Annotated in this window: 11 protein-coding genes; all 11 read right to left on the bottom strand. The window is 72.5% G+C overall.

The genetic code is table 11. The annotated features are described in order from the left end of the window. Positions 1 to 67 precede the first annotated feature (67 nt). On the bottom strand, positions 68 to 1,075 hold the full coding sequence (locus ABZ738_RS23020; protein ID WP_131054505.1) for a sugar phosphate isomerase/epimerase family protein: 1,008 nt from the start codon (positions 1,073 to 1,075) through the stop codon (positions 68 to 70). 298 nt (positions 1,076 to 1,373) lie between these two features. After that, on the bottom strand, positions 1,374 to 3,089 hold the full coding sequence (locus ABZ738_RS23015) for a lectin (RefSeq protein ID WP_176095013.1): 1,716 nt from the start codon (positions 3,087 to 3,089) through the stop codon (positions 1,374 to 1,376). A gap of 79 nt (positions 3,090 to 3,168) precedes the next feature. Continuing rightward, entirely contained in the window at positions 3,169 to 6,036 is a 2,868-nt protein-coding gene (locus ABZ738_RS23010) for a PQQ-dependent sugar dehydrogenase (protein ID WP_131054506.1), read from the bottom strand. Positions 6,037 to 6,274: 238 nt separating this feature from the next. Continuing rightward, complete coding sequence (locus ABZ738_RS23005; RefSeq protein ID WP_357216200.1) at positions 6,275 to 7,342, bottom strand: polyprenyl synthetase family protein; 1,068 nt, start codon at positions 7,340 to 7,342, stop codon at positions 6,275 to 6,277. Continuing rightward, positions 7,339 to 8,727: a nucleotide pyrophosphatase/phosphodiesterase family protein gene (locus tag ABZ738_RS23000; protein ID WP_357216197.1), complete on the bottom strand. Its 1,389-nt coding sequence runs from the start codon at positions 8,725 to 8,727 to the stop codon at positions 7,339 to 7,341. Before ABZ738_RS23000 ends, ABZ738_RS23005 begins: the two co-directional genes overlap by 4 nt. 19 nt (positions 8,728 to 8,746) lie before the next feature. Then, positions 8,747 to 9,964: a metabolite traffic protein EboE gene (gene eboE / locus ABZ738_RS22995; RefSeq protein ID WP_357216194.1), complete on the bottom strand. Its 1,218-nt coding sequence runs from the start codon at positions 9,962 to 9,964 to the stop codon at positions 8,747 to 8,749. Then, complete coding sequence (locus ABZ738_RS22990) at positions 9,964 to 10,812, bottom strand: TatD family hydrolase (RefSeq protein WP_357216191.1); 849 nt, start codon at positions 10,810 to 10,812, stop codon at positions 9,964 to 9,966. Before ABZ738_RS22990 ends, eboE begins: the two co-directional genes overlap by 1 nt. Continuing rightward, positions 10,812 to 11,417, bottom strand: a complete 606-nt coding sequence (locus ABZ738_RS22985; RefSeq protein WP_357216188.1) for an EboA domain-containing protein — start codon at positions 11,415 to 11,417, stop codon at positions 10,812 to 10,814. The genes ABZ738_RS22990 and ABZ738_RS22985 overlap by 1 nt, the downstream gene beginning before the upstream one ends. A 130-nt stretch (positions 11,418 to 11,547) precedes the next feature. Next, complete coding sequence (locus ABZ738_RS22980; protein ID WP_357216186.1) at positions 11,548 to 12,582, bottom strand: sugar phosphate isomerase/epimerase family protein; 1,035 nt, start codon at positions 12,580 to 12,582, stop codon at positions 11,548 to 11,550. Continuing rightward, on the bottom strand, positions 12,579 to 13,454 hold the full coding sequence (locus tag ABZ738_RS22975; protein WP_357216183.1) for an SCO3242 family prenyltransferase: 876 nt from the start codon (positions 13,452 to 13,454) through the stop codon (positions 12,579 to 12,581). The genes ABZ738_RS22980 and ABZ738_RS22975 overlap by 4 nt, the downstream gene beginning before the upstream one ends. Beyond that, positions 13,438 to 14,598, bottom strand: a complete 1,161-nt coding sequence (locus ABZ738_RS22970; protein WP_131053888.1) for an inositol-3-phosphate synthase — start codon at positions 14,596 to 14,598, stop codon at positions 13,438 to 13,440. Before ABZ738_RS22970 ends, ABZ738_RS22975 begins: the two co-directional genes overlap by 17 nt. Between the last annotated feature and the right edge of the window lie 151 nt (positions 14,599 to 14,749).

Raw genomic sequence — 14,749 nt, 5'->3', positions numbered from 1 at the left:
TCGACCGGGGGCCGGAGGATCGGCCCCCGGTCGGCGGGATCAGCTCGTACTGCCGAGTCGGCGGGGATCAGTCCTTGCTGCTGAACGCGGCGTCGAAGGCGGCGGACGGGGCGTCGAAGGCGAGGCGACGGACGAACTGGAGTGCCTCGGGAGCACCGACCAGCCGGTCCATGCCGGCGTCCTCCCACTCGATCGAGATCGGCCCGTCGTAGCCGATCGCGTTCAGGGCGCGGAAGCAGTCCTCCCACGGCACGTCGCCGTGCCCGGTGGAGACGAAGTCCCAGCCGCGCCGCAGGTCCGCCCAGGGCAGGTGCGAGGCCAGCCGGCCGCGCCGACCGTCGCCGGTGCGTACCTTCGCGTCCTTGCAGTCGACGTGGTAGATCCGGTCGGCGAAGTCGAAGATGAAGTTGACCGGGTCCAGCTCCTGCCAGACGAAGTGCGACGGGTCCCAGTTCAGCCCGAACGCCTCCCGGTGCCCGATCGCCTCCAGGGTGCGCCTGGTGGTGTAGTAGTCGTACGCGATCTCGCTCGGGTGCACCTCGTGGGCGAACCGGACCCCGACGGAGTCGAAGACGTCCAGGATCGGGTTCCACCGGTCGGCGAAGTCCTGGTAGCCACGCTCGATCATCGACGGCGGCACGGGCGGGAACATCGCCAGGGTGTGCCAGATCGACGAGCCGGTGAAGCCGACGACGGTGTTGACGCCGAGCTTCGCCGCCGCGCGGGCGGTGTCCTTGATCTCCTCGGCGGCCCGCTGGCGTACGCCCTCGGGTTCGCCGTCGCCCCAGATCCTGGCCGGCAGGATGCCCTGGTGCCGTTCGTCGATCGGGTGGTCGCAGACCGCCTGGCCGACGAGGTGGTTGGAGATCGTGAAGACCTGGAGGTTGTGCTTGGCCAGCGTCTCCCGTTTGCGGTCGACGTACGAGTCGTCGGCCAGTGCCTTGTCGACCTCGAAGTGGTCGCCCCAGCAGGCGATCTCCAGCCCGTCGTAGCCCCACTCGGCGGCGAGCCGGCACACCTCGTCGAACGGAAGGTCGGCCCACTGGCCGGTGAACAGCGTGATCGGTCGCGCCATAGTTCTTCTCCCCTGTGCGTGTGGTGGGGATTCCGTACCTGCGTGACCGGGGCGAGGGCGGCCGGACGTGGCGGCCTGCGAGGGGATGGACCGGTGGGCGCGGTGGCACCTGGGACCGACGGGTTGCGCCTCCCGTCGGTGCACCGGCCACCTCGCGGTCGCCGCCTTCACTCTAGGCGCGTGCCGCACCGTTGCGGAAGGTGCCGCGCGGTTGTGCAAGGTGCCGCGCAGCGCGCGGTGGGTGTAAGGAGGGGTCCCCTGTACAACGCCAGGCGTTAGCAGGGGACCCCTGCTTTCGTCAGGGCAGGACCCAGCGCTGGTTGGCGTTGGTGTGACAGGTCCAGAGGTGGACCGCCTGACCGTCGGCCGAGCTGTTGTTCGACACGTCCAGGCACTTGCCCGTCTGCGGGTTGCGCAGCGTCCCGTTCGACTGCGCCGACCAGTTCTGCGCGCCGGAACCGTTGCACGTCCAGAGCTGGATCTTGGTGCCGTCGGCCGAGGCGCCACCGTTGACGTCCAGGCACTTGCCCAACGCCCGGATCGTCGAGTTCGGCGTCACCGACCAGGTCTGCGCGGTGCTGCCGTTGCAGGTCCAGATCTGGATCTGCGTACCGTCGGCCGTGGCACCGTTGCGTACGTCCAGGCACTTGCCCGCCAGACCGGTGATCCGGCCGGTTCCGGTGGGCGGCGGGTTCGTGCCGCCCAACTCCTTGATCCGGATGTTGCGGAAGAACGCGTCGTCACCCGTACCGTGGTTCTGGATGCCGATGTGTCCGGCGAGCGACCGTACCGGATCGGTGTTGGTGAAGTCGTTGATCTTCGACCCGTTCAGGAAGACCTGGAGCCGCTCCCCCTCCACCAGCAGTTCGTAGGTGTTCCACTCCCCCGCCGGGTTCAGCGCGGCGTCGCGGGCGGCGAGGTCGGCGGACTTGAAGCCGTAGACCGCGCCGGTGGTCCGGTCGGCGGTGTCGGTGGGGTCGATCTGCACCTCGTAGCCGTTGTTGATGGCCGAGTTCGGATCGCTCGACGGCGGGAAGCCGATGAAGACGCCCGAGTTGTCGTCCCCGGCGAGCCGCCAGTCCAGCTTGAGCGAGTAGTTCGTGAACTGCTTCGCGCTGTACCAGTACAGGCCCATCCCGCCGACCGAGGTCAGCGTGGCGTCCGAGTTGGTGAAGCTGCCCGGTCCGGCCTGGGACCAGCCGGTGGTCGAGCCGTTGTAGAGGGCGGTGTAGCCGGTCTCCGGGCGGCAGTCGGCCTTGGTGCGACCGGCCGCGTACCGGATGCCGCCGAGCAGGTGCGCCCGGAACGCCGACTCGGCGTACGAGGCCTGGGTGTGGCCGCCGCCGGTGTAGAAGGACCGCCCGGCGCTGACCGTCTTGCACCAGGCGATCGGGTGGTCGGCACCCATCACCCCACCCGAGTACGTCGACTCGTTCAGGTTCGCCAGCACGCGCGCGCCGGAGCGGGGGTTGGTCTGGAAGTCGTACCACTCGTCGGTGCGTACCCAGTTCTGCGGCAGGTGTGCGGTGGCCGCGTGGGCGCGGTTCTCGACCCGTACGGTGGCCTGCTGGATCGCCGGGTGCGAGCGGAAGTACGCGCCGACCAGGTTGCCGTAGAAGGACCAGCCGTACTCGGTGTCGGCGGCGGCGTGCACGCCGACGAATCCACCGCCTGCGTTGATGTACGACTCGAAGGCGGTCTGCTGGGTGGCGTTGAGCACGTCACCGGTGGTGTTGAGGAAGACGACCGCCTCGTACTGGGCGAGGTTGCCGGTGGTGAACGCGGCGGCGTCCTCGGTGGCGGTGACGGTGAAGCTGTTCGCCGCGCCCAGGTCGCGGATGGCCTGGGTGCCGACCGCGATGGAGTCGTGCCGGAAGCCGGCGGTCTTGGAGAAGACCAGCACGTCGTACGGGGCGTCGGCGGCGCTGGCCGGGGTGGCCGGTGCGGTGCAGGCGAGGACGGCGAGGACCGCGGTGGCCAGGCCGGCGGCGGGTCTTCTGAGGAGTGTGCGCATGTCGCTCTCCTTACGGTTCGTGGTGTGAGCAGGGGTCCCCTGTACAACGCCAGGCGTTAGCAGGGGACCCCTGCTTTCGTCAGGGCAGGACCCAGCGCTGGTTGGCGTTGGTGTGACAGGTCCAGAGGTGGACCGCCTGACCGTCGGCCGAGCTGTTGTTCGACACGTCCAGGCACTTGCCCGTCTGCGGATTGCGCAGCGTCCCGTTCGACTGCGCCGACCAGTTCTGCGCGCCGGAGCCGTTACACGTCCAGAGCTGGATCTTCGTACCGTCGGCCGAGGCGCCACCGTTCACGTCCAGGCACTTGCCCAACGCCCGGATCGTCGAGTTCGGCGTCACCGACCAGGTCTGCGCGGTGCTGCCGTTGCAGGTGTAGATCTGGATCTGCGTACCGTCGGCGGTGGCCGCGTTCCGCACGTCCAGGCACTTGCCGGCCAGCCCGGTGATCGGGCCGGTGCCGCCGGTGTTCCCGCTGCCCGTGGTGAAGGTGAACGAGTCCAGGTCGTAGAGCGTTCCGGTGCCGGTGCCGGCGAACGTGAGATAGAGCGTGGTGGTGCCGCTCGGCGGGTTGGTGATCGCGCCGCTCACGGTCGTGAACGTCTCCCAACCGCCGGTCACCGGGACGGTGGCCGAGCCGAGCACGGTGCCGGTGGCCGAGCCGGCGCGGACCTGGAGGGTGCCGCCGGAGCCGGCCGAGGAGACCCGGGCGCTGAACGACGTCACGTTGTTGATCCGGTACGGCTCGAACGCGATCCAGTCGCCGTTGTTGATGTTGCCGACCGTCTTGCCGCCCTCGGCCGGGGTCTTGTCGAAGACCGTGATGCCCGACGAGGTCTTGTAGTGCTCGGCCTGCCGGCTGCGCGGCTGGAGGGTGTGCTGGGTGTGGGTGGTGAGCCCGCCGGTGTCGGTGTACTCGGCGTCGAAGATCGCGAAGATGTTCGCCGCGTAGTCGTGTTCACCGTCGACCGGGATGGTGATGGAGCCGGAGCAGCCGGTCTGCGAGGTGATCTGGTGGCCGTGGCTGTCGTGGCCCAGCACGTAGGTCATCCGGACCTTGGTGCAGTCGATCGTGCCGTCCTCCGGGTCGGTGACGGTGATGCTGAACGGCACGGTGTCGCCGAAGGAGAACAGCGAGCCGTTGACCGGGCCGTTGATGGTGACCGTGGGCGCGGTGTTGCCGACCCGGATCTGCACGCTGGCGTTGCCGGTGGCGCCCTGCGGGTCGCGGACGGTCAGCGTGGCGTTGTACGTGCCGTTGGCGGTGTACGTCTTGCTCGGGTTGGCGGCCGTCGAGGTGGTGCCGTCACCGAACGCCCACGAGTAGGTCAACGCCCCACCCTCCGGGTCCGACGACCCGGCCGAGGAGAAGTTGACGGTCAACGGGGCAATTCCGGAGGTCCGGTTCGCCGACGCCACCGCCGTCGGGGCCCGGTTTCCGCCGCCGACGTAGTCGTAGCGGTAGAGCGCGGAGTTGGCGTCGCCGTTGTAGTACCCGGTGCCGTAGTCGAGCACGTAGAGCGCACCGTCCGGCCCGAAGGCCATGTCCATGACCTGCTTGCCGTTCCATGGGAAGGACGCGTCGATGGTGCCCACCGAGCCGTCGCTGTTGACGTGGATCGGCTTGATCCAGCCGCGTCCGAACTCACCGGCGAAGAACTGGCCGTCGAAGCTCTGCGGCCACTTGGTGGTGGACGTGGACGCGGCGTCGTAGCGGTAGACCGGGCCGGCGGCGGGCGACTCGGAGCCGCTGCCGAACTCCGGGGGGCTGCCGGCGTCTCCGGCGTACCGGATCCAGGAGGGTTTGGCAGCCGGCAGGGTGGTCAGGCCGGTGTTACGGAACGAGTTGTTGGTCGCTCCGCCGGTGCAGTTGTACTTCGGGCCGGCGGTGCCGTTGGAGAAGTTCCACTCGGCGTACGTCTCGTTCGAGGTGTTGGTGCCGGTGCAGTACGGCCAACCGTAGAAGCCGGGCGCGGTGATCCGGTTGAACTCGACCTGGCCGCTGGGGCCCCGGCTGGTGGTGGAGCCGGCGTCCGGCCCGTAGTCGCCGACGTAGACGATGCCGGTGGCCTTGTCGACGCTCATCCGGAACGGGTTGCGCAGGCCCATGGCGTAGATCTCGGGGCGGGTGCCGGCCGTGCCGGGGGCGAACAGGTTGCCGGCCGGGATCGAGTACGTCCCATTGGCGTTGACCTTGATCCGCAGGATCTTGCCGCGCAGGTCGTTGGTGTTGGCCGCGCTGCGTTGCGCGTCGTACGCCGGGTTGCGGTTGGTCCGTTCGTCGATCGGGGAGTACCCGGCGGAGTCGAACGGGTTGGTGTCGTCGCCGGTGGAGAGGTACAGGTTGCCGGCGGCGTCGAAGTCGATGTCGCCGCCGACGTGGCAGCACATGCCCCGGTCGGCGGCCACGTCCAGCACGTCGACCTTGCTGGACTGGTTGAGCGTGAAGTCGGCGTTGAGGGTGAACCGGGACAGCCGGTTGACGCCGCGCCAGGCGGAGAAGTCGCTGGCGGTCGCCGGGGCGTCGCCGGACGGGGTGGACAGCGGCGGGGCGTAGTAGAGGAAGACGTGCCGGTTGCTGGTGAAGTTGGGGTCGACGCCGACGCCCTGCAACCCTTCCTCGTCATGGGTGTAGACGGGGATGGTGCCGATCACGGTGGTGGTGCCGGCCGCGTCGGTGCGGCGCAGCGTGCCGTTGCGGGCGGTGTGCAGGACCGAGCGGTCGGGCAGCACCGCGAGGGTCATCGGCTCGCCGACCTCGGCCACGCCCTTGGCGAGGGTGACCTGCTGGAAGTCGGTGGCGACGATGGGGTGGGCCTGGGCCGGGGTGGGGCCGCCGAGGGCGGCCGGTCCGGCGCCGAGGGCCACCGTGCCGGCCGTGAGGGCCAGCATCAGCGCCGAGGCGCCGGTGAGCCACCGTGCGGGGTGGCGGTGGTGGTGGGTGGACATGCGTGTCCTGTCCCTTCCTGACGAGTGACTGCCAGGGCGGGGCGCGCGCCGTCGCGCCGGATGCCGTAGCGGGAGGGGTGCGGTGGTGCTGTCGTGGGTTCCCGCGCCGCCGGTTCACCTCGACGAAACAATCCGGTGCTGGCGCCAACACTAAGCGACATAAGTCAATGTGTCTATATCTTCCGCCGAACCGGCATCGACTTTCGTCAGTTTGATCGAAAGTCGCCCGCGCTACGGGTCAGTGCCGACGGTCGATTGCCTGTGTGGCCAGCGCGCTCAGTGCGGCGCGGCTCTCCGGGGTCACCGGAACGTGCGCCAGCACGGCCAGCGCGGCCTCGGCACACCGTCGGATCATCCGCTCGATCTCGTCCCGGGCACCGGTGCTCTCGATGATCTTCCGCAGCTCTGCGGCACCGTCACCGTCCAGGTCCGGGTTGCCGAACAACTCGCGCAGCCGGGTGCTCTGCGACCGGTCGGCGGCGGCGCGGGCGAGTGCCATCATCACCGTCGGCTTCCCCTCACGCAGGTCGTCCAGGACGGACTTGCCGGTGACCGCCGGGTCACCGAACACCCCGAGCACGTCGTCGCGGAGCTGGAAGGCGTCCCCCAGCGGGTCGCCGAACTCGACCAGCGCGGCGAGCAGTTCGGGTGGCGCGCCGGCCAGGGTGGCACCGATCTGCAGGGGCCGGGTCACCGTGTAGCGGGCCGCCTTCATCCGGATCACCGTGAGCGCGCTGGCCACCGACCCGTCACCGACGCCGGACACCAGGTCGAGGTACTCCCCCGCGATCACCTCGGTCCGCATCAGCGCGAAGACGCCGTACCCCCGGTGCACCGCCTCGGCGGCCAGCCCGCACTCGTGGAACATCTGGTCCGACCAGGCCGCGCAGAGATCGCCGCAGAGCAGGGCGGTGTTGCGCCCGTACGCCTCGGGGTCGCCCCGCCACGACGAGCGGGTGTGCAGGTCGGCGAAGATCCGGTGCACCGAGGGTTCACCCCGGCGGCGGTCGCTGCCGTCCAGGATGTCGTCGTGGATCAGCGCGAACGCGTGGAACAGCTCCAGCGCCGCGGCGGCGGTCACGATCGGGGTGCCGTCCGGACCACCGGCCCCCCGCCAGCCCCAGTAACAGAAGAGCGGTCGGAGCCGCTTGCCGCCGGCCAGCACGAACCGGTGCAGGGTGGTGAAGACGCCCCGGGGCGCGCCGTCCGGCCAGTCCGGGTCCTGCCGGTCGAGGAAGCCGGTCAGCTCGGCGTCGAACCGGGCCCGTAACGCGTCCGCGTCGGCGGACGGCACCTCGACGGTCACCGCACCGGGAGCCCGGCCAGATGCAGCAGCAGCCCCTTCACCTCCGTGGCAGCGATCCGGTCCCGCGCCGCCGAGAGATCGGAGCAGAGCAGCACCGGCCCGTCGGCGGGGTCGGCGGGCAGTCGGCCGTGCGAACCTCGTACCGCGGCGGCCCCGGCGTCCAGGCCGACCACGCTCATCAGATACCGCATGCCGAGCTTCTTGCGGGCCAGGGCCACCCCGGCCCGTCGCTTCGCCGCACCGGGCGCGGCCGGATCGAAGAACAGCTCCGCCGGGTCGTACCCGGGTTTGCGGTGGATCTCGACCAGCCGGGCGAAGTCCGGCGCGCGGGCGTCGTCGTGCCAGTAGTAGTAGGTGAACCAGGCGTCCGGCTCGGCGACCAGCACCAGTTCACCGGCGCGCGGATGGTCCAGCCCGTACGCCGCCTTGCCGTCGGCGTCGAGCACCTCGGCCACCCCGGACAGCCCGGCGCAGAGTCTCGCCACCGCCGGGACGTCGGCCGGGTCCCGCACGTACACGTGGGCGACCTGGTGGTCGGCGACCGCGAAGGCCCGCGACGTCCACGGGTCCAGGTACTCCATCCCGGCCTGCGTGTAGACGCGCAGCAGCCCCTCGGCCCGCAGCAGCCGGTTGACGTCGACCGGCCGGGAGACGTCGGTGATGCCGTACTCCGACAGCACCACCACGGTCGCTCCCCGGTCCCGTGCGGCGTCCAGCAGCGGCCCGAGTACGCCGTCCAGCTCGGCCGCCGCCTCGGCGGCCCGGGTCGAGGCGGGGCCGAAACGTTGCAGGTCGTAGTCGAGGTGCGGGACGTAGACCAGGGTCAGGTCCGGGGCCTCTTCCTCGACGATCTGTTGGGCGGCCCGGCAGATCCACTGTGACGAGGGCAGCCCGGCACCCGGGCCCCAGTAGGTGAACAGCGGGAACGTGCCCAGCCGGGCGGTGAGCCGGTCGTGCAGCTCGGGCGGGTCGGTGTAGCAGTCCGGTTCCTTGCGGCCGTCGGCGTGGTAGACCGGCCGGGGCGTGACCGTCCAGTTCACGTCCGCGCCCATCGCGTACCACCAGCAGACGTTCGCCACGGTGTAGCCGGGCTCGGCCCGGCGGGCCGCCTGCCACAGCTTCTCCCCGCCGACCAGCGCGTGGTGCTGCCGCCACAGCAGCACCTCGCCGAGGTCCCGGAAGTACCACCCGTTGCCGACGATCCCGTGCTCGGCCGGGAGCGCCCCGGTCAGGAACGTCGACTGCGCCGAGCAGGTCACCGCCGGCAGCACCGTGCCCAGTTCGGCCTGGAAACCGGCGTCGGCGACCGCCCGGAGCCGGGGCATGTGCGCCAGCAGCCGGGGGGTCAGTCCCACCACGTCCAGCACCACCAGGGGTCGGCTCACGACGCTCCTCCAGGCTCGGTCACGGCGTCACCACCGCTTCGGTCGGGGTCAGCCCGAGGGCGACCAGTTCGTCGCGGGTGAAGGCCAGTTCGGCGGCGATCCCGGCGGCCAACTCCGCGTGGGTGCGCGGGCGCCGCCGGACCGGCAGCACCCCCCAGGTGTACGTCTCGACGTCGAGATGGTCACAGCCCGCGTCGACGCCACCGAGCAGCCCGGCCAGCGCGGCGCGCAGCACCGGCAGCGTCGAGCCCAGCGGCGGCTCGGGCGGGGCGTGCAGCGGCACGTGGTAGTGCACCCGCCACGGGCCGGGCAGCCCGGCGTCGAGCGCCGCGTCCAGGTCGTCGGCCGCCCACGCCGGGTCGGCCGGGTCCCCCGCCGCCGACGACAAGCCCGCCGGGCTGGCGGTGGCGCAGCTCGCGGAGCGGGTCTGGTGCAGGAAGCGCGGTTCGACCCAGCGGCGCAGCGCGGCGGCGTCGCCGACCGGGTCGGCCGCCTCCAACGCGGCGGACACCTGCACCTTCACCACCGGCAGCCCGGCGGCGGCCAACCGGTCGAGGGCGGCGGCCGGGTCCTCCCAGGCACAGGCGAGGTGGGCGAGGTCCAGGCAGACACCGAGGCGCTCGGTGTCCATGCCGGACAGTGCGGTGACCGCCTGGGCGCTGCTCTCCACGACACAGCCGGGCTCCGGCTCGAAGCCGACCCGCACCGTCCGGCCGGTCTCCCGCTCCACCGTGGCGAGCCCGGCGGCGAGCTGGTCCAGGCGGTGCCGGGCCGCGTCGGCACGGGCGGTGTCCCAGGGGGTACGCCAGGCCAGCGGCAGGGTGGAGACGGAGCCCCGCACGGCGTCGTCGGGCAGCAGGTCGGCCAGCACCCGGGCCAGGTCCAGGGTGTACCGCAGTCGCTGCGCGTCGGTCCAGTCGGGCAGGTACACCGCGCCCTTGACCACGGGTGCCTGGAACGCCGCGTACGGGAAGCCGTTGAGGGTGACCACCTCCAGCCCGCGCACGGTCAGCTCGGTGCGCAGGCGACGGCGGGCGTCCGGGTCGGCGGCGAGTTCGGCGGCGACCGGGGCGGCCAGCCACAGGCCGAGGCCGAGCAGGTCGCTGCCGAGCGTCTCCCGGATCGGCAGCGCGTAGCGGTCGAGTTGGGCGACGATGCCGGCGAGATCCTCGGCGGCGTGCACGTTGGTGCAGTACCCGAGGTGCACGGTGCGCCCGCCCGGATGACGGAACCGCATCAGCCGCCGCCGCGTAGGATCGAGTTGCCGGCGAAGGTCGGCTCGGCGTCCACGTCGCTGAGGTCGAGTCGGCCGGACTGGCCGTAGAACTCGACCGGGTTGCGCCACAGCACCAGGTCCACGTCGTCGTCGCTGAACCCGGCCGCCAGCATCGCCTCACCGGTGGCCCGGGTCAGCAGCGGATCCGAGCGCCCCCAGTCGGCCGCCGAGTTGACCAGCACCCGCTCGGTCCCGTACGCCCTGAGCAGCTCGACCATCCGGGGCGGCGACATCTTCGTGTCGGGGTAGATGGAGAACCCGAGCCAGCAGTCGCTGTCCCGCACGGCACGGACGGTCACCTCGTTGAGGTGGTCGACCACCACCCACCCCGCCCCGATCCCCGACTCGGCGACCACCGCGAGGGTACGTTCGACGCCCCGGGCCTTGTCCCGGTGCGGGGTGTGCACCAGCGCCGGCAGTTCGTGCGCCACGGCCAGCGCGAGCTGGGCGGCGAACACCTCGTCCTCCTCCGGCGTCATCGAGTCGTACCCGATCTCGCCGACCGCCACCACGCCGTCCTTCTCCAGGTAGCGGGGCAGCACGTCGAGCACCTCCCGGCAACGCGGGTCGTTGGCCTCCTTCGGGTTGAGCGCGATCGTGGCATGGTGACGTACGCCGAACTGCCCGGCCCGGAACGGCTCCCAGCCGACCAGCGAGTCGAAGTAGTCGGTGAACGAACCGACGCTGGTCCGTGGCTGGCCGAGCCAGAACGCCGGCTCGACCACCGCCCGGACCCCCGCGGCGGCCATCCGCTCGTAGTCGTCGGTGGTGCGGGACGTCATGTGGATGTGCGGGTCGAAGATCCGCATCACACCTCCCTGTGGTGGGTGGTCAGCCGGTCCAGCAGCGCGACGGAGTCGGCGGGCATCTCCCGCCCGGCGGCCCGCCGCTCGTCGGCCAGCGCGCCGAGCATCTGCGCCAGTTCCCCGTCGGCGCGGGCGTCGAGGTCGGCCACCACGGCCAGCGGTACGCCGCTGAAGACGCACTTGAGCACCGCCTGCCGCCAGGCCGGCGCGTCGAGGTAGCGGGCGTACGGGCCCAGTGCGGCGGCGACGAGTCGGGTGTCGTTGGTGCGGATCGCGTCGTGTAGCAGCGGCACCCCGGCCGTACCGATCGGCAGCAGCGGCAACGCCTTGAGCACCGCCCGTTTCTCGGCGGCGTCACCGGTCCGGTACAGCGTCTCGGCCCGCTCGGCGTGCCCGGTCGCCAGGGCGGTCAGCAACAGCGCCCGGGCCGCCTCGTCGGCGGTCCAACCGGGCAGGTCGGGCAGCTCGGCCCGGCCGCAGTGCCGACCGGCGGCGGGAAAGAGCCGCGCGATCGTCGCCGGCTCGGCCGCGACGCGCCGCAGCGCCGTCGCCAGCCACTCCGGATCGGGTACGCCCCGCAGGGCCGCCCGCAGTTCGTCCGGTGTCATCGCCGTCCGCACCCCTTCCGCTCCTGCCGTTCGGCACTTCCGGTGCTCTGCTGTTCGCTGCCCTGCCGGTCGGCGCTTCCGGTGCTCTCGCGCCGCCCGCGCTACTGCCGTGCGGCCCCTTTGCTCTGCTTCACCCCACGCAACGGTCGCTGTCCGGATATCGGACGCCGGGCGTTGCGTCCGTTGAAGCAGAGCAAAGGGCGCCCACCGAGGTGTGCTCGGTCGCCTGCGGCGCCGGCGCTGGCACCGCCACCATCCCGGCCACACCCACGGTCGTCCCGCCCGCACCGGCGGTCGACGCGGCGGCAGGCGACGCGGCGGCGCGCAGGAAGTCCAGCGAGCGGGCGGCGACGCCGGGGGCGGCGTGCGAGTGCCGGGGCAGCTCGACCGCGACCAGGCCCCGGTAGCCGACCTCGCGCAGGGCGGCCAGCACCGGCGGGAAGTCGATCTCGCCGGTACCGAACTCCAGGTGTTCGTGCACGCCTCGCCGCATGTCGTCGATCTGCACGTTGACCAGGTGCGCGGCGACCGCGCGGACGCAGTCGGGCACCGGTATCGGCTCCAGGCAGCGACAGTGTCCGATGTCGAGGGTGATGCCCAGTGGGGGCGGGGCGCCGAGGGCCGCGTACAGGCGTTGCCAGTCGGCGATGTCCTCGACCAGCATGCCCGGCTCGGGCTCGAAGCCGAGAGTCACCCCGGCGGCGTCGGCCGCCGCGACCACCGGCGCGCAGCCGGCGACCAGGCGGTCCCAGGCGACCGCAGGTGGGACCGACTCCGGTCGGACACCGGCCCAGAACGAGACCGCCTCGGCGTCCAGGTCCGCGCCGATCGCCACCGCGCGGCGCAGGAACTCGATCCGCAGCGCGGGGTCGTCGTGCAGCAGCGTCGGCGCGTGCTTGTGCCAGGGGTCGAGCAGGTACCGCGCCCCGGTCTCGATCACCAGGCCGAGACCGAGGTCGGCCAGTCGGCGGCCGACGGCGTCGACCCGGCGGGCCAGCCCCGGCGCGAACGGGTCGAGGTGGTCGTGGTCGAGGGTGAGTGCCACGCCGGTGTAGCCGAGGTCGGCGATGACCGCCAGCGCGTCATCCAGCCGGTGGTTGGCGAAGCCGTTGGTGCCGTACCCGAAACGCAGCCCGCCGGGGTTCGCGGAGCCGGCGGCGGTCATGTCGGTGAGACCTTCCGGGCCAGTCGCCGGCCCAGCGGCGCGGCGGCGGCGACCGCCAGCCCGAGCAGGCCGGCACCGGCCCGCGCGGTCAGCGCGCCCTGCAACGCGGGCAGCCCGGTGATGCCGGCGCCGACCGCCGCGCGGACCCGACCGGCGCTCGGGTCGGCGGCGACCCGCGCCTGTGCGGTGCCGTACCGGACGGCGTACCAACCGGCGAGTACCCCGGGCAGCGCCGCCACCCGGCCGGCGACCGTCGGCCCGCCCCGGCGGGACGGCAACGCGGCGCTCGCGGCGACCAGCGCGGTGCCGGCGAGGGTACGTCTCGGCAGCGCCCGGTCGGCGCCGGTGACCTCGCGGCGGGACAGGGCGGTGACGGTCCAGGTGTGCGCGGCGACGGTCAGCGCCGCCGGCAACGCCCGGGCCGGTCGGCCACCGGCGGCACCGAGCAGGACGTCCAGTCCCCGGCAGGTGGCCATCACCGCGGGCCCGGCGGCGGTGTTCTTGGCCGCCAGGTCGTACGCCCAGACGGCGGCGGCCAACGGCACCGCGACGGCGGTGGCGCGACGGCCGCCGCCCAGCGCGGCGAGCCCGACACCGGCCACGGTCAGCCCGGCGGCCAGACCGACCGCGAGACCGGGGTGGACCCGGCCGCTGGGGATCGGCCGCTCGGGGCGCTCGACCGCGTCCAGCCGCCGGTCCGCCCAGTCGTTGGCGGCCATCCCGGCCCAGTAGAGCAGCACCGACGCGGTGGCCAGCACGGGCGTACGCGGGCCGAGCGCACCGGCCGCCGCGGCACCGGCCACCACGTCCCCGGGCACCGAGAGCGCGGCCGGTGCCCGGACCAGCTCGGCGAGGTCAGCCACGCGCGGCATCGTGACCTCCGGCGTGCAGACGACGGGTGAACGCGGCGAGTCGGGTCCACTGGTCGCCGAGCGAGTGGGTGGCGGTGCCGAGCGGGTCCTTGAAGAAGAAGGCGAGATCGGTCAGCGGCCCGGTGACCCCGGCGGCGTGTGCGGCGGCGGTGAGCCGGGCCAGGTCGAGCACGAGCGGGGCGGCCAGCGCCGAGTCGCAGCCCTGCCAGGTGAACTCCAGGCGCATGCCGGTGCCCAGGAAGCCGGCGAAGGTGATCAGGTCCCAGGCGGTCTTGAAGTCGCCCAGTTCCTCGACGTACTCGATGCGGGTGTCGCCCTGCGGCAGGTAGCCGAGCGTCTCGCCGAGTACCCGCTGCTTGCTGCGGACCTTGGCGGCGTTGGCGGCCGGGTCGGAGAGGGTCGCGCCGTCGCCGCCGCCGAGCAGGTTGAGCCCGGACCAGGACCGTACGGTGAGGTGGCGCATCGCGAACATCGGGGCGAGCACCGACTTGAGCAGCGTCTCCCCGGTCTTGCCGTCGTGTCCGGCGTACGGCACCCGGTGCGTGTCGGCGAGCGTGGTCAACGCCGGCAGCCGGAGCCCGGTCGACGGGGTGAAGTCGACGTACGGGCAGCCGGCCGTCACCGCCGCGTACGCGTACAGGGAGCTGGGGGGCAGCACCTCGTCGGGGCCGGCGAGAGCGGCACTCAGCGCCTCCGGGTCGGTGTGGCCGGGGTGGGGTCGGGGCGTCGGCTCGGTGGCCGCGACGTTGACCACCACCACCCGGTCCAGCCCGTGCCACTCGCGGAAGTCGACGAGGTCGCGGACGGTCGCGGCGGCCCGGTCGGCCTGACTGCCGCCGATCGGCGCGGGCCGCAGATCGCGTTCCACGGTGGCCAGTTCCTCGGTCAACGCGGCGACCAGGCGGGCCGGCAGCACCCCGGCGGTGGCGAGCGCCTCGGCGCGCTTGGCGAGCGGTGTGGTGACCACGTCGTGCCCGCCGAACACCAGCTCGGCGAAGGTCGGCAGGGCCGGTCCGCGCAGCTCGGGCAGCTCGGTGACGCACCCGGTGGGCCCGGTCAGACCGGCCCGCAGGGCGAGCGCCCCGACGATGCTGGTGGTCGCGACCGAGCCGCGCGCCCCCACCAGCCAGACACCCGTACGCATAGCGCTCCTTCGGATCACTTCGGGCGGATGCGCCCCGTCCGCCGCGCCGCCCGATGAAGCTCACCGGCTGGCGTCGAGGTCGGCGGCGACGACGCCGGCCGGCATTCGGGCGGTGCGGACGGACGGGGCTAGCAGGCAGGGGCGGTCGGCG

The organism is Micromonospora sp. NPDC047793 (genome assembly GCF_040642635.1).
Classification (GTDB): domain Bacteria; phylum Actinomycetota; class Actinomycetes; order Mycobacteriales; family Micromonosporaceae; genus Micromonospora.
This window is presented reverse-complemented; position numbering and strand designations above follow the sequence as displayed.

Bases quoted from the DNA above. Each gene is read 5' to 3' on its own strand.
- ABZ738_RS23020 (WP_131054505.1), bottom strand. From the start codon at position 1,075: ATGGCGCGACCGATCACGCTGTTCACCGGCCAGTGGGCCGACCTTCCG.
- ABZ738_RS23015 (WP_176095013.1), bottom strand. From the start codon at position 3,089: ATGCGCACACTCCTCAGAAGACCCGCCGCCGGCCTGGCCACCGCGGTC.
- ABZ738_RS23010 (WP_131054506.1), bottom strand. From the start codon at position 6,036: ATGTCCACCCACCACCACCGCCACCCCGCACGGTGGCTCACCGGCGCC.
- eboE (WP_357216194.1), bottom strand. From the start codon at position 9,964: ATGCGGTTCCGTCATCCGGGCGGGCGCACCGTGCACCTCGGGTACTGC.
- ABZ738_RS22990 (WP_357216191.1), bottom strand. From the start codon at position 10,812: ATGCGGATCTTCGACCCGCACATCCACATGACGTCCCGCACCACCGAC.
- ABZ738_RS22985 (WP_357216188.1), bottom strand. From the start codon at position 11,417: ATGACACCGGACGAACTGCGGGCGGCCCTGCGGGGCGTACCCGATCCG.
- ABZ738_RS22980 (WP_357216186.1), bottom strand. From the start codon at position 12,582: ATGACCGCCGCCGGCTCCGCGAACCCCGGCGGGCTGCGTTTCGGGTAC.
- ABZ738_RS22975 (WP_357216183.1), bottom strand. From the start codon at position 13,454: ATGCCGCGCGTGGCTGACCTCGCCGAGCTGGTCCGGGCACCGGCCGCG.
- ABZ738_RS22970 (WP_131053888.1), bottom strand. From the start codon at position 14,598: ATGCGTACGGGTGTCTGGCTGGTGGGGGCGCGCGGCTCGGTCGCGACC.